Source organism: Planctomycetota bacterium (assembly GCA_021414025.1).
GTDB lineage: Bacteria > Planctomycetota > Phycisphaerae > Phycisphaerales > SM1A02 > SYAC01.
This window is the reverse complement of record JAIOPG010000002.1, coordinates 478466-493445: the sequence shown is the minus strand read 5'-3', so window position 1 is coordinate 493445 and position 14980 is coordinate 478466. Positions and strand designations below refer to the sequence as shown.

General features: G+C 64.8%; 14 protein-coding genes. 4 read left to right on the top strand and 10 right to left on the bottom strand.

All coding sequences use genetic code 11. The annotated features are described in order from the left end of the window. Positions 1-11 precede the first annotated feature (11 nt). Positions 12-662, bottom strand: a complete 651-nt coding sequence (locus tag K8R92_02845; GenBank protein MCE9618829.1) for an acyloxyacyl hydrolase — start codon at positions 660-662, stop codon at positions 12-14. Between the two features lie 381 nt (positions 663-1043). Then, entirely contained in the window at positions 1044-1550 is a 507-nt protein-coding gene (locus tag K8R92_02840; GenBank protein ID MCE9618828.1) for a PEGA domain-containing protein, read from the bottom strand. A 34-nt stretch (positions 1551-1584) separates the two neighbouring features. Here K8R92_02840 and lptB point away from each other — a divergent pair, with 34 nt between their 5' ends. Then, the gene (gene lptB, locus K8R92_02835; protein MCE9618827.1) at positions 1585-2322 is read left to right on the top strand and encodes an LPS export ABC transporter ATP-binding protein; all 738 of its coding nucleotides are present in this window, start codon (positions 1585-1587) and stop codon (positions 2320-2322) included. A 14-nt stretch (positions 2323-2336) separates the two neighbouring features. On the opposite strand, the gene K8R92_02830 is transcribed toward lptB, so the two are convergent. The 8 genes from K8R92_02830 to K8R92_02795 all read right to left on the bottom strand — a co-directional run bounded on the left by K8R92_02830 (position 2337) and on the right by K8R92_02795 (position 11091). Further along, a complete protein-coding gene (locus K8R92_02830; GenBank protein ID MCE9618826.1) occupies positions 2337-3608 on the bottom strand; it encodes a hemolysin family protein in 1272 nt (423 codons plus the stop codon). Next, positions 3605-4072 carry an rRNA maturation RNase YbeY gene (gene ybeY, locus K8R92_02825; GenBank protein MCE9618825.1) on the bottom strand — a complete coding sequence of 156 codons (468 nt, stop codon included), beginning with the start codon at positions 4070-4072 and terminating at the stop codon, positions 3605-3607. The genes K8R92_02830 and ybeY overlap by 4 nt, the downstream gene beginning before the upstream one ends. Before the next feature lie 31 nt (positions 4073-4103). Then, positions 4104-5459, bottom strand: a complete 1356-nt coding sequence (gene nuoF, locus K8R92_02820) for an NADH-quinone oxidoreductase subunit NuoF (GenBank protein ID MCE9618824.1) — start codon at positions 5457-5459, stop codon at positions 4104-4106. Positions 5460-5476: 17 nt separating this feature from the next. Then, entirely contained in the window at positions 5477-5710 is a 234-nt protein-coding gene (locus K8R92_02815) for a hypothetical protein (GenBank protein MCE9618823.1), read from the bottom strand. Continuing rightward, the gene (locus K8R92_02810) at positions 5707-6258 is read right to left on the bottom strand and encodes an NAD(P)H-dependent oxidoreductase subunit E (protein ID MCE9618822.1); all 552 of its coding nucleotides are present in this window, start codon (positions 6256-6258) and stop codon (positions 5707-5709) included. Before K8R92_02810 ends, K8R92_02815 begins: the two co-directional genes overlap by 4 nt. 9 nt (positions 6259-6267) lie before the next feature. Next, positions 6268-7557 carry an NADH-quinone oxidoreductase subunit D gene (locus K8R92_02805; GenBank protein MCE9618821.1) on the bottom strand — a complete coding sequence of 430 codons (1290 nt, stop codon included), beginning with the start codon at positions 7555-7557 and terminating at the stop codon, positions 6268-6270. Positions 7558-7679: 122 nt separating this feature from the next. Continuing rightward, entirely contained in the window at positions 7680-9410 is a 1731-nt protein-coding gene (locus tag K8R92_02800) for an iron ABC transporter permease (protein MCE9618820.1), read from the bottom strand. A gap of 88 nt (positions 9411-9498) precedes the next feature. Continuing rightward, a complete protein-coding gene (locus K8R92_02795; protein MCE9618819.1) occupies positions 9499-11091 on the bottom strand; it encodes a hypothetical protein in 1593 nt (530 codons plus the stop codon). Between the two features lie 165 nt (positions 11092-11256). Between K8R92_02795 and K8R92_02790 the strand changes: the two genes are divergently transcribed. The 3 genes from K8R92_02790 (at position 11257) to K8R92_02780 (ending at position 14966) form a co-directional block, all read left to right on the top strand. Next, complete coding sequence (locus K8R92_02790; GenBank protein ID MCE9618818.1) at positions 11257-12195, top strand: phosphoglycerate dehydrogenase; 939 nt, start codon at positions 11257-11259, stop codon at positions 12193-12195. A gap of 60 nt (positions 12196-12255) precedes the next feature. Then, a complete protein-coding gene (gene eno, locus K8R92_02785) occupies positions 12256-13554 on the top strand; it encodes a phosphopyruvate hydratase (GenBank protein MCE9618817.1) in 1299 nt (432 codons plus the stop codon). 80 nt (positions 13555-13634) lie between these two features. Beyond that, positions 13635-14966, top strand: a complete 1332-nt coding sequence (locus K8R92_02780; GenBank protein MCE9618816.1) for a SpoIIE family protein phosphatase — start codon at positions 13635-13637, stop codon at positions 14964-14966. Positions 14967-14980: the final 14 nt, after the last annotated feature.

Genomic DNA, 14980 nt, shown 5'->3' with positions numbered 1-14980 from the left:
TCGACCCGACCTCAGAAAGGCAGCGTCAATCCTGCATACAACTGAATGCTGTTGCGCCCGTCGTTGTTGGAACTGAAATTCGCGTTGGAGATGTGCGCCCAGCGAATTCCGGTCAGAATCCGGGCGTTCGCCGCCACCTCAAAGGAGGCGCCCACGCCGAGCCGCGGCGTGAAATTCACCGTCGAGCCGTTGGAGGGCACGTCGGCACCGGAAAACATCAGGCCGCATCCGCCGTCGGCATAGATGCTCCATGTGTCGCGAGCCAGGAAGTGCCAGCGGAACATGACGGCGGGTCCCGCTCCCCAGGTGTTGCCGCCGGGCTGCGAGAACCACGCCGCCTCGGCGCCGAAATCAAAGCTGAAATTTTCCACCAGGAACCAGCTCGCGTACCACGCCCCCTGCACCTGGTTGGCGCTGCTGAAGTCGTTCATCCAGCTCCCCTCCACTTCCCAGCGCCAGGAATTCTTGGCGCCGAACTTCGCGACGGCCGTCTCCTGCGGCTTGGCGGGCGGCATGGCGGTCTGCACTTCCGCCGAGACCATGGGAATCAGCAGCGTGGAATCGCTCAGGGATGAGTTCACGAAGGACGTGGAGCCATCCATCGCCACCGGAGTCGACGAGGTCAGGGCGGAGAGAGCGGCCGCGGCGTATGGAATGGGCACGCTGAAATGCTACCGCTCTTCGTCAAAGCGGTGCGCCGCAAATGCATCCTCGTCGCTGCCGTGAAATGCCCATGGACAAGGGGCGCCGTCGCGCGATCTTGTTTGCATGCCTTCGAAAAAGAACACCGCCGTCTGGTCGCTCCGACACGCACAGACGGCGGCTCAAGCAACCCTTTCGGGTCGCGATGATGATGAATTCCTGGATGCACAGTATCTTCCCAAATTGCCCAGAATCAATGGTCAAAACCAAACTTCCCAAGTTTCTTTTCAAAAGATCGGGCGATTGCAAAGGTCTTGAATTTCGACACTTATGCGGTCATTCGCGGCATTCGCCGGGAATCCCACCGGAACAGGGAGTCCCAAGCACGGACCCCCCTGTTTTCAAGGCTTCTGGCCGGCGGGCAGCACCGAACTTGGGACCGGAAGGGCCGATTTCGAGGGTTCGGGCGCCGGCTTGTTCTGCATCTGCACTACCTCGGCCTCGGCCTTCTCATTCTCGGCGGACGGAACGATTCTCGCCCGCAACTGCTTCGCCCGGTCCATCACCGCGCCCTCGTCGCTGTCGGTGGGAATCATGGTGAAATTCCACTTCACGCGGCTGGTGAACTGGCCCGGAATAATCTCGGCGATGAGATCGGCGCCGACGAAATCCCACACCGGCGCGTCGGCGTCGCCGAAGCCTGAAATCGGCTCATATCCATCATGGCGAAGGCGCACGTCGTACCGCCCGTAGTGGGTGAATTCGATGGAGCAGGGTGTGCGCCCCACCTCGCGGTCGTTCACCCAGACCAGCGCGCCCTCCGGCTCGCTGGTGATGTCGATGGTGCGACGGACGCAACCGCCGATCAATCCCATCGCCAGGAGGCAGGCCAGCACTCGCATGGACACCACTGTAGCGAATTCTGCCGCTACGATCTGCGTCATGCCGCTTCTTGAAGTTCGCGACCTGGAGAAAACCTATGGACACCGTCGCGTGGTGGATCAGGTCTCCTTCGATGTCTCGGAGGGCGAAATCGTCGGTCTGCTGGGCCGAAACGGGGCGGGCAAGACCACCAGCTTCCGCATGACCATGGGGATGATCACCCCCGAGAAGGGAACCGTCCGATTCCGCGGGGAAGAGGTGACCTTTCTGCCCATGTGGCGGCACGCGAAGCTGGGGATGGGCTACCTCAGCCAGGAGCCCAGCGTGTTTCAGCGGCTGAGCGTCGAGGACAACCTCTACGCAATCCTGGAGACGATCACCGGACTTTCACGGGGCGAGCGTTCCGAGCGCTGCGACGCGCTGCTCTCCCAGTTCGGATTGCAGATCAAACGGAAGGAGCAGGCCCGGACCTGCTCCGGGGGCGAGCGCCGCCGGCTCGAGATCGCCCGGGCCCTGGTGACCCAGCCGGCGCTCATCCTTCTGGACGAACCCTTCGCCGCGGTCGATCCCCACACCGTCGAGGAGCTCCAGACCGAGGTCCGCAAGCTCGCCACGACGGGCATCGCGATCCTGGTCACCGACCACAACGTCCAACAGACACTGCGCATCTGCGACCGGGCCTACATCATCCACGAAGGCAAGAACCTCCGCGAGGGCGATCCCAAGAGCATCATCAACGACCCGATGGTGCGTGACGCCTACCTCGCCGGCACGTTTCGCGGCAACGAATTCGACTGATCGCCGGGGCGCGCTCAGCGGCGCTGGGACTTGGCCAGCGGCTCGATGGCCACCTTGGAGACCAGCGTCGGCGTCGATTCCAGCACGCGGAAGCGCGCGCCGTGGCTCTCGAACGAGACGCCGCTCTCGGGGACCCGGCCGAGCACGCTCAGCACGAAGCCGGCGATGGTGTCGTAGCCCTCGTCCTCCGGAATGCTCAGCTCGACCTTGGCGTTCACGTCCGCGATCGAGCAGCGCCCATCGGCCTCGATCCGCCCCACGGCCAGCTCGCGGATCGCCGGATCCTCCTCGTCGTGCGCCTCATGCTCGTCGCGGATCTCCCCGACGATCTCTTCGAGCACGTCCTCGATCGTCACCAGCCCCGCGGTGCCGCCGTACTCATCCACCACCAGCGCCATGTGCACCTTGCCGCGCTGGAACTCCTTGAGCAGGTCGCGCACCCGCTTGGTCTCCGGCACTCGGATGGGCTGGCGCAACAGCGGCCGCAGACTGAAATCAGGAGCCGCGGCGCCGAGCCAGCGCACCAGGTCCTTCACGTACAGCACGCCGACCACATGGTCCAGGCTGCCCTCGTAGATGGGGATGCGGCTGTGCCCCTCCTCGTGGATCACCTCGCGGATGCTCTTGAGGTCGTCGGTGTATTCCATGCCCTCGATCGCGGTGCGTGGCGTCATGATGCTCGCGACCAGTGTCTCGCTGAGCTCCACCACGTTCTCCATGATCGCGGCGCTGGCGGAGTCGATGCCCCCCTGCCGCTTGGTGTCCTCGATGCTTTCCAGCAGCTCCGCCCCAGACTCATTGTGCGGCGTGGTGGCCCCGACGAGCCGGCGGACGCCCTCGTCGACGATTTCCGCGACGGTCACCAGCGGGCGCAGCAACAGGTCGATCAGCCGCAGCAGCGGCATGGAGGCCACGATCAGCGTGACCGGCGCGTAGCGCGCGAAGGCCGCGCTGATGACGCTGGTGAAGAGCCAGATGCAGGTGGCCGAAGCCAGGAACGCGACGCCCAGCCCCTGCCAGGCCAGGTGCCCGTTCTCGCCCACGTCGACGATCTGGATCAGCAACAACGCAAAGATGCCGACACGCCCCATGGCCCGCAGAAAGGCCACCGCATGGTCGATCTGCGTCTTGCGCTTGAAGATCCAGTGGTCCGTGGCGCTGCGGCCACCGCGTTCCAGGCGGCGCAGCAAAGCGGTGTCACTCACCTGCACAATCGCCAGGTTGATCGCCGACAGGAACATGGTGACCGCGATGTCCGCGATCCAGGCCAGGAAGAGCAGGGTCATGGATGGACCTCGCCGAAGAGCGCGCCGAGGCCGACGGCGCGAAGCAGCCGGTTTTCCTCACCGTGCATCGCCGCGAATTCGGCGGGCGTCCGGTCATCCATCCCCCCCGCGTGCAGCAGGCCGTGCAGGGCGTAGAGCAGCAGCTCGTGGCGCAGCTCGTGGCCCAGCTCCGGCGCGCGGCGCCGCGCCTCATCCACGCAGACCGCGGCGTCCGCCTGATCCCCGTCGACGAAGGTCAGCACGTCCGTGGTGGAGGGATCGTTCATGTGGCGCCGATGCAACTCCGACATGGCCCGGTCATCGACGCATTGCACCGTGTAGCGGCGCGGTCGCGGTGCGCCGGCCTTCTGCAGGGCGAGCAGCTGCGCCGCGATCCAGTCGGCGTCCGCCGGGGGCACCAGGCCGCCGTGCAGCACGAGGACGCCCGGGCCATCGTGGAGTGAACCGGCGGAATCGCTGCTCATCGCGCACCATCGTACGCCGGAGCCCAAACGCTCAACGCCCGCCCGCGGTGACGTAGACGGGCACGTAGCGCGGCTTGACGCGGGCCTCGAACTCCGGGCGGAACTTGTTCACGATCGTGCGCACCGCCCAGTTGTTGCCGTCGGCCAGCCCGCAGATGGTGGTGCCCGGCGTGAGCCCCATGCTTCCGGCGACCTCGAGCAGCAGGTCCAGGTCGCCGCTGGTGGCGTCGCCACGCTCGATGCGCTCCAGGCTCTTGAGCATCCAGCCGCTGCCCTCGCGGCAGGGCGTGCACTGGCCGCACGACTCGTTCTTGAAGAAGCGGGCGATGTTGCGGGCCACCGCGACCATGTCGGTGTCCTCGTCGAAGACGGTCGGACAGGCCGTGCCCAGCCCGAGCACGTCGAAATCGCGGCCAATGTCGAAGTCCAGTGGCGCGTCGAACTGGTCCGTTCCCAGCACGCCCATGCTGACGCCGCCGGGAATCGCCCCCTTGAATTTCTTGCCGCCGCGCATGCCGCCGCAATTTTTTTCCACAAGTTCGCGCAGGGTGACGCCCAGCGGCATTTCATAGCAGCCCGGTCGATTCACATGTCCGCTGACGCCCATCAACTTGGATCCATAGCTGGGCATGGAGCCCGCATGCTTGCTTTCGACGCCGATCCCCTTCCACCACGCGACGCCATGCTCAAGCACTGGAACCGCGGCGGCGAGCGTTTCGACATTGTTCACGATGGTGGGCCGGCCGAAGAGTCCCTTGACGGCGGGGAACGGCGGCTTGATGCGCGGCCAGCCGCGCTTGCCCTCGATCGCCTCCAGCAGCCCGGTCTCCTCGCCGCAGATGTAGGCGCCGGCGCCGCGATGCACGTAGCAGTCCACGGCGAATTTCTGCTTGCCGCGCATCAGTCCCTGCTTGCCGAAGATTCCCCCGGCGTAGGCCTCCTGGATCGCGCGCTCCATCACCCGCGCCTGGTGGTGGTACTCGCCGCGAATGAAGAAATAGGCCGTGTCCAGCTGGCAGGCCCAGCAGGCGATGGCAATTCCTTCAAGGACCAGGTGCGGATCAAAGTCCACCAGCAATCGATCCTTGAAGGTGCCGGGCTCCGCTTCGTCGCAGTTCACCGCCAGGTAGCGCCGCCCGCCGTCGATCGGCGCCAGGAAACTCCACTTCAGGCCCGCCGGAAAACCGGCGCCGCCGCGCCCGCGGATGACCGCGTCCTTGACCACGCCAACGACCGCCTGCGGCTCCATGTCCAGCGACTTCTCCAGCGCCTTGTAGCCGCCGGTGGCGATGGATTGCTCCCAGGAGATCGTCTTGCGGGTCTTGGGGTCCGCCCAGGGTGCCGTGGGAATGCGCTTGGTCAGGATGGGTTCTTTGAGTGGCGTCATGGTTGGTTCGGTTCGGGTCATGCGGTCCGGCTTCGCGGAGAGTCCGCGGGCGCGCCCGCGCCCGTCTCCGGGTCCTTCCAGACGATCTCGTCGATCACGGTCCGGCGCAGCGTGACATCGCCCTGCTGCTGGGATTGAAAGCGACGATCCACCTCGACGGTGCGGTCGCCCTTCACCGGCGCGCGGATGGCGTTCACGACGATGCCGACCGCCTGCCCGAGGCTGCGCATGACGCCGATGCGGCGGCTCATGCGTGTCCGCTCCGCGGCGCAGACTTTTTGGCTTCGTCGATCAGGCGGTCGACGCCATCGATGGTGAGATTCTCATGGAGCTTGTCGTTGAAGAGCGCGGCCGGCGCCGTGTCGCAGCTGCCGAGGCACTCCAGGGCGAGCAGCGTGAATTTGCCGTCGTCGCTGGTCTCGTGCGGCTCCAGGCTGAGGCGCTTGCGCACATGGTCCAGGATCGCCTTGTGTCCGCACATCTCGCAGGCGATGCTCTGGCAGATCCCGATCACGCATTCGCCGACGGGCTCGGTGTGGAACTCCTCGTAGAAACTCACCGTGTCCAGCACGTCGGCCGGCTTGAGTCCGAGGAACTGCGCGATCTCGATCATGGCCTGGTAGGGCACGTGGCGGTGGGCGTGCTGCACCTCGTGCAGGATGGGCATCAAGGCGCCGTGCTTGGTGGCGTAGCGCGGCAGCAGGTTCTTCTCCCACTCCGCCTTCATCTCGGCGGTGAGATAGGGCGCGGCGCGTCGCTCGATTTTCGCGGTGGAGGAAGGTTTGGCGATCCAGGCCATGGTCGGCTCCTAGCGGTCCAGTTCCGCGGCGATGATGTTGAGGCTTCCGATCACCGCGACGACGTCGGCAAGCTGGTGACCTTCCAGCAGTTTCGGAAAGCTCTGGTAATTGATGAAGCAGGGCGGCCGGCATCGGGCTCGCCAGGGGTACTTGCCGCCGCCGCCCACGACGAAGAAGCCCAGCTCGCCGTTGGGGCTCTCGACGCAGGAATAGCTCTCGCCCAGCGGCACGTCCCAGCCGCGGTTGTGCATGACCAGCTCGAAAAGTTGGATGGTGCCCTCGATGCTTCCGTACACATCCCCCTTCTCGGGGATCATGGTCTTGGAGTCGGCTCCCACATTGATCGAGCCCGGCGGAATGCGGTCGATCAACTGCTCGATGATGGCGATGCTCTGCTTCATCTCCTCCATGCGAATCAGGTAGCGGGCGAAGCAATCGCCGGCCGTCGCGATAGCGGTGCTGAACTTGACCGCCTCGGCGCCCTCGCCGTCCCAATTGTTCTCAAAGCAGAGATAGGGTTCGTTCTTGCGCACGTCGCGGCGCACACCGCTGGCCCGCGCCACCGGTCCGGTCAGGCTCCAGGCGATCGCGTCCTCCGCCGAGATCGTCCCCACGCCCTCGAGGCGGTCGCGGAAAATCCGGTTGCGATTCAGCAGCGACTCCAGATCGGCCAGGGCCTTGGACATGCGCTCGCGGATGAACTGCTTCACCATGCGCTTGAAGACCTCGTCGTCGGGCAGGTCGCGCCACGCCCCGCCCACCCGCGTCCAGTCCGGGTGGTAGCGCTGGCCGCTCACGTATTCCACGATGTCATAGATGAATTCGCGCTCGTTGAAGCCATACAGGAAGCCCGTGAACGCCCCAAGATCCAGGGCCGCGGCTCCGGCGCACAGCAGGTGGCTCTGGATCCGGCCCAGCTCCCCCATGATCGTCCGGATCACCTTGCAGCGCGGATTGACGTCGATGCCGAGCAACTTCTCGACCGCATTGTGCCAGGCGATGTCGTTCACGATCGGACTGGAGTAATCCATGCGGCTCACCGTGCAGACGTACTGGTTCCAGTCGTGGTGCTCCCCCAGCTTCTCGAAGCCGGAGTGCAGGTAGCCGATGTGCGGGGTCACCCTGGCCACGCGCTCGCCGTCCAACTCAAGGACCACCCGGAGCGTGGTGTGCGTCGCGGGATGGGCCGGCCCGAAATTCAGGATCCACCGGTCGGGGGACTGCACATGGTCCTTGAGGTAGTCGGTGTTCTCGACGTCGAGGCCGAAGGTCTCATCGGGCGAAAGCGTGTACGGCATGGAGCGGCGAGTATAGACAGGAAATGGACCGGGGTCCCCGTGCGTTTGCCCTGAAAATCACCGCGGGTTTCGGCGCCGATGCAAAGCCTTGAACGCGCCGGGCGGAAGCGCCGCTCGAGCGGTCAGGCCCGGAACAAGGCGCCCATTTTCTTGCCCACCATGGCGCTGGCCCATAGCAGTGTCACCGCCAGCAGCGCCATCGCCCAGACGCCCATCGCGCTGGCGATCGTCTCTCCGTCGCCCAGCCGGTCGTACAGCATGTAGATGGCCTTCGTGATCGGGAAGTCACGCTCGCGCTGGGCCAGCACCAGGCTGTCGCTCACTTCGAGCATGGAGAAGCTGAAGGCGAGCAAGGCGCCCGCGACCAGGTTGGCCGCCACCAGCGGCACCACGATCTTGCGCATGGTGCGGAAGCGCCCTGCGCCCATGCCCTGGGCCGCCTCCTCGAGCGAAACGCTGGTCTGCTGCAATCCGGCAACGGCGCTTCGTGCGGTGTAGGGCATGCGCCGAACGGCATAGGCCACGGCCAGCAGCGGGAAAGGATTGGGATCGGCCCCAAGCAAATCGGCCAGCGGCCGCAGCGGAGCGCTGCGAATCCACGTCCCCCATGTCTCAGGAAGCCATCCCACGACGGCTTCGAGCGACCCCGGCATGACTCCGCCGAAGGGCCACTCCAGGCTCATGGCGATGAATCCGAAGGCCATCACCAGACCGGGCACTGCAAGCGGAAGCATGACCAGCGCGTCGATCCAGCCCCGCCCCCGGATGGTGCCGCGCACGATCAGCCGTGCCGCAATCAATCCAACCGCCAGCGCCGCCGCGGTGGCGCCGATCGAAAGGATCAGGCTGTTGCGAATGCTTGAGACCGCCAGCGGATGCGACATGGCGCTCGACCAGCCCTCCAGCGTGTACGCCGACGGAAGGATGGTTCCATACCACTGTCCCGGAGGCGCGAGGCTGGCGAGGATGGTTCCGACGTGGGGAAGCCCCGCGATCGCGATCACTCCACCCATGAGCAGCCAGCACGCGACCGTTCCGCGCCCGTCCGTCCTTCGCTCCACGCGGCGCACGCCCGCCTTGACCTCCATTGCCAGCGTTTTGCCGCCCATTGCCATTTTCCCCGCGAGGTAGAGCCCCAGCGCCACCGTCAGCATCACCGCCACCAGCGCGAATGGCCGCCGGCTCGCCTCCATGTCCTTGAGTCCGTCGAAGATCTGCACGCTGGTGACGTTGCGATATTCGAACATCAGCGGCGTGCCCAGCTCGGTGAAGCTCCAGATGAGGACGATCACCGCACCGGCGAAGACGCCGGGCCGCACCAGCGGCAGGGTGACGCGCCGAAACCGGGTCCAGGCGCCGGCGCCAAGGTTGCTCGCGGCCTCATCGAGGGCCGGGTCGAGATTGGCCAGGGCCGCAGTCAGGTTCAGATAGACGATCGGATAGAGCGCCAGGGTCTCCAGCAGCACAATGGCCCAGAAGCCGCCGCGCCCGGTGAAGTCAATGCCTTCGGTGACGAGCCCGAGCGAGCCCAGCAATGCGTTCAACGCCCCCTCACGACCCAGAAGATGGCGCAGTCCGATCGCGCCGACGAACGGAGGCAGCACCAGCGGAATCAGCAGCAATCCATTGAGAAGTCCCTTTCCCGGAAAGGAGAGTCGCGCGGAGACCAGGGCCAGCGGCGTCGCCAGCAGCAGCGTTCCCAGCGTGACGCAGCACGCGATTGACAGCGCGTTGAGCAATCCGCCGCGGGTTGCGGGATCCCGGAAGACTTCCAGCACATGCCAGAGGGTCCAGGACGATCCATCCACCGTCCGGAACGCTCCGCGCAGCACCAACCACAGCGGCCAAAGCAGGCACGCGGCGAACACCACGGTCAGGAATAGAAATTGCGCCCTTTGCCAGGCCGTTCGGCTCACCCGGCCAGTGTACGGCCGCGAAACCTCAATCGAAATTCAACAGGACCCAGCCCACGTCGCCGAAGTCGACCCAGCCGCTCAGGTCGGCGTCACCGGCGGGATCGTCGCTATCCATGTTCAGCAGGACCTGCCCAATATCGCCGCCGTCGACAAGCCCGCTGCCGTCCAGATCGCCGTCGAGGCCAAAACCGATCGGATCCACGCGCCACGCCGCGGAGACCTGGACCGAGGTCGAGCCGTTGTCGATCCGCGAGAGATCCACGACATACTCGCCCTGCTGCAGGTCCTTCATGTGGATGACTTCGATGTTGTTGACGGTGGACGAGCTGGTGACGTTGCCGCTTCCAAAGCTCTTGACGCCGGCGTTCCCCTCAAGCGGAAGCAGCACGGCTGCGTCGTAGATGCCGCGATACACCCGAAGGTCGAGGTTCGCGTAGGTGTAGGAATTGAAATTGCCCGCCACGACCCGGGGCCAGGTCACGACGAAATCAAGCGTCGGGGTGAAGCGAGTCACGCGGATGCGCCAGTATCGATGCTGCAAGGCGCTCATCGTGAAGCTGCCGAATCCGTTGGGGCTGCTGCGTTCGGCGTTGACCGCCACCGTTGCGCCGTCGTTGCGGTATTCGCCCAGAATCCGGTTTGAAAAATCGACATTGAGGCCGCCGGCGCCGCGAATCGGATCTAGCGGAAGCGTCGTGATGCCCCGCTGAGTGCCGCTTTGTGGAGCATGGTTGTCCCAGCTCGAGTCACGCGTTGCTCCCGCCAGGAGAGCCGCCTTCACCAATTGCGCTTTGGGCATCACCGCCAGACCCGTGGCCAGCGAACCGGCAGCTTGAACCTGCTGGAACAGCAGGGCCGCCGCGGCTCCGACCACCGGCGTGCAGAAGCTCGTGTAGGCGCCGGGCGCGATGATCTCCGGTTTCATTCGTCCCGGAGTGTCGCTCAGGGAACCCGTGAGGCCCGCGGAGTGCTGTAGATCCAGCCGACCAACCGAGAGACCATTGAACGTGTCCCCCATCATGGGATAGCGCGCGCTGCCGGTGCCGTTGTTTTCGCCGCTGACCGCCAGGATGCCGTCGCGATACATCAGATAGTCAAAGCGTCGGATCGCCTCGCGATCGTAGGCGTCATTGCCCCCACCGTAAGAGCCGATCCATGAATTGTTGTAGACACGCGACGTGGACGGCGCCACGGCCGGCGGATTCATCAACGCATCGCCGACCTTCAACTTCTCGGGAAGCCAGTTGTTCAAATTGTGGACCCAGGCCTTTCCGACACCCTTGGCCATGCTGGTGTTGAGGCCGTAGAGCCAGCTGGCGACGGTCGTGCTGTGCCAGCTGACGGTGCTGGTGTTGACGATGGAGACGCTCTTGCCGGCGAATTCGCTTGAGGTCAGATCGGGTGCGCTGGCGATGCCGGTTCCATCAGCCGAGGCCTCAACCTGACACATGCCGACGCCGGTTCCCGTCGGGGTCGCCGCGCCGAGCCGCAGGAGCAGCGCGTCGTAGCCGCCGCTGTTGTCGCTTGCAGGAGTGTCCTTGGAGCCCGCGCCGGTTCCGGACACGACGGAGCCATAGCCCGTATCGTCGGCGGCCAGACTGCCCGTCGCGAGAATCAAAGAGACCAACGTAACGATGCGCTGGGTAACCTTCAAAACACACGTTCCTTTACCACGAGTCGAAACCAAGACTTTCAAGCCCGTACTATCGCCTCTGCAATTGCATTGTCAAATAATTCCCTTAGTTATCGTCAAGAAATTTGTTTATCGAATTGAGCCGACTTTATGAAGCCCACAGTTATTATCACCGAGTCCTTGGCAAGCGAGCCCGCGCATTGGCTGGCCCAGCACTGCCAGGTTGTCGAGGGCTCTCCAGAAAGCCATGAATTCAAGGGGAATTGCGCGCGTGCACAGGGGCTTGCCATTCGGACCGCGACCCGGATCGACCAGCACATCCTCAGCCGGTTGCCCGAGTTGAAGGTGATTGCCCGGGCCGGGGTCGGCCTGGATCACATCGACCTGGCAGCCTGCAAGGCACGCGGCGTCCGCGTGGTTCACACGCCTGACGCCAACACGCAGGCCGTGGTTGAATATGTCCTCGCCTTGATGCTGGACTCGGTTCGGCCCAGGATTTTTCTGGACGCACCGGTCGACTCGAAGCACTGGGAAGCGCTGCGTGATGAATGCACCGGCGCTCGCCAGCTCGACGAAATGACCGTGGGCATTCTGGGCCTCGGGCGAATTGGAAGCCGCTTGGCGCGCGTGCTCCATGCCATGGGCTGCACCGTGATCTACCACGACTTGATCGAGATCGATGCCGCGCGTCGATTCGGCGCCCGGTCGGTTTCTGTGGAGGAGTTGTTCGCCGACAGCGACGTGCTCTCCATCCACGTCGACGGACGGGAGAGCAACCGGGGCTTCATCAACCAGGGCCGGATCCGACGGATGAAGCCGGACGCGACGTTCATCAACACGAGTCGGGGCCGGGTCGTCGATCACGCGGCCCTGGCCGAGTTCCTCAAGGCGCATCCCCGGGCGAAGTGCATGCTGGATGTTCACGATCCCGAGCCCTTTCTTCCAACCTCGCCGCTTCTTGGGCTGGCAAACGCGCGACTGGCGCCCCATCTGGCCAGCCGAACTCGCACCGCTGTGCGGAACATGAGCTGGGTGGTTCGCGACCTGGTCGCCGTGCTGCGGGGCGAGGAGCCCAAGCACGAGGCCTGAGTTTGCGCGGGACTTGCGTCCCTCACTATAGTGTGCGCATCCATCCATCTTGGAGTCCCCATGAAGTCAGCCATCCAGCACATCCATGCACGCCAGATTCTCGATTCCAGGGGATTTCCCACTCTGGAATGCCAGGTCTCTCTCGCGGATGGAACCTGCGGCTCGGCCGCCGTGCCTTCGGGCGCCAGCACCGGCGAGAACGAGGCCGTGGAGCTGCGCGACGGAGACAAGAAGCGCTACCGCGGCAAGGGCGTCCTCAAGGCGGTCGAGCACGTCAACGGCAAGATCGCCGCCGCGCTCAAGGGTTTGAACGCGCTGGACCAGGCGACCATCGACCGACGGATGATCGAACTCGACGGCACTCCGAACAAGTCGGCGCTCGGCGCCAACGCCTTGCTGGCGGTGAGCCTGGCCAACGCCCATGCGGCGGCGGCGGAGTCGCACCAGCCCCTCTACCGGCACCTGGGAGGCGAGCACGCGAACACACTTCCGGCGCCGATGCTCAACATCCTCAATGGCGGCAAGCATGCCGACAACACCGTGGACTTCCAGGAGTTCATGATCCAGCCGGTGGGGTTTGATTCATTCTCGGAGGCTCTTCGCGCCGGAGTGGAGATCTACCACGCGCTCAAGGACGTCCTGCATGAGAAGCACCTCTCCACCGCCGTGGGCGACGAGGGCGGCTTCGCGCCGAACCTGAAGCGCAACGAGGATGCCTGCGACCTGATCGCGACCGCGGTCCAGAAGGCCGGCTACGAACTCGGCCGCCACATCCGGATCTGCCTCGATCCCGCGACCAGCGAGCTCGTCAACGAGGCGAAGAAGCTCGGCAAGACGGGCTACCGATTCTTCAAGAGCGAGCCCGAGCGCTGCGCCACCAGCGCCGAGATGATCGACCTCTGGAGCGACTGGTGCGGGCGATGGCCGATCCGCTCGATCGAGGACGGACTCGGCGAGGACGACTGGAGCGGTTGGAGGATGTTGACCCAGCGGCTGGGCGGCAAGACCCAACTGGTGGGCGACGACCTTTTCGTCACGAACCCCGCGTTTCTCTCCCGGGGCATCAAGGAGCACTGCGGCAACGCGATCCTGGTCAAGGTCAACCAGATTGGAACCCTGACCGAGACGCTGGAGGCCGTCGCCATGGCGCAGAAAGCCTCCTACCGGGTCATCCTGAGCCATCGCTCCGGCGAAACCGAGGACCACACCATCGCCGACCTTGCAGTGGCCACCAATTGCGGACAGATCAAAACGGGTGCTCCCTGCCGCAGCGACCGAACCGCCAAATACAACCGCCTGCTCCGCATCGCCGAGGAACTGGGGAGTAGCGCCCAGTACGGCGGAAAGTCCCTTTCATGACGCTCCTGTTTAGAATGAGCCCCGACCCGATCACCGCCCTCGCTTCTGGTATGGCTGACCCGACCTTTCTGTGATTCCTCATGCAGACCCCCATCGACCCCATCGAGCAACATGAACTTCGCAATGTCTCCCTGGAGGTCATCGCCAAGTTGCTGCTGGTTTCGCGGCGTCTGGCGGGAACCAGCGAGCTGGCCGATGTGCTCTCGACGGTGATCGACGCCCTGCGGGACCTTCTCAACGCCGAGCGCGCCACCGTCTTTGAGTACGACCCCAAAAACAACCAACTCTTCACCCAGGTCGCTCACGGCATCGACCAGGCGGGCCCCGGCATCATCCGGATTCCGGCCAACCGCGGCATCGCCGGGGCCGCCGCGCAGGAACTGAAACTCGTTCACATTCCCGATGCCTACAAGGACCCCCGCTTCAACCAGGAGATCGACAAGGTCACCGGGTTCCGTACGCGCAACATTCTCGCCATTCCACTGATCGATCACGAAGGCGGACTCGTCGGGGTGGCCCAGGTCCTCAACAGCCGGCATGGCTCGTTCACGGAGCAGGACCAGGAAATCGCGCTGGGACTTTCCGCCCAGGCGGCGGTGGCCATCCGCCGCGGCCGCCTCATGGAAGACCGTGTCGCCCGCGAGCGCATGGAGCGGGATTTGCAGGCCGCCCGCTCCATTCAACAAAGTTCATTCCCCAGCGCGCTGCCGCCCATGAAGGATTGGCAGGTCGCCGCTTCGGGCATTCCCGCCGAGCAATGCGGAGGCGATGCGTTCGACGTCATTCCCCTCGTCCAAAAGACGATCGTGGAGCCCAGTGAATCACCCGACGAGGTTGTGCTGCTCGTCGCGGACGCCACCGGCCACGGCATCGGATCCGCTCTGTCGGCCATGCAGGTGCGAGGCATGCTCCGCATCGGGCTCCGCCTGAAGCAGGGCGTCCGGCGCATCGCCGAGGAGGCCAACCGCCAATTGTGCCAGGACCTGCCCATGGGTCGGTTCGTCACGGCCTGGTACGCCCGCATCTCGCTTCACAACGGCGTGGTGGAAAGCTACGCCGCGGGCCAGGGCCCCATCATTCACTACCGGAGGCGCGAGGATGACTTCATCACCCTGCCCACCGACAACGCACCGCTGGGCGTGATGATCGACGACACGAGCTCAGAAACCACGGTCATCACCATGCATGTGGGCGACATCCTGATCGCCCTGACCGACGGCTACTACGAGTCCGAAGGCCCCAACGGCGAGCAATACCAGCAGAAGCCCGTGGAGGACCTTGTCCGCAAGCACCGCGACCGCACGCCCGAGGAAATCCTGCAGTTGATCAACGAATCGCTCATGGACTGGACCTCTGCGGCGCCCGCTGCGGATGACCGCACGGCGATCGTACTGAAACGCATCGCGAAGTAGCGTTGGTCCATCAC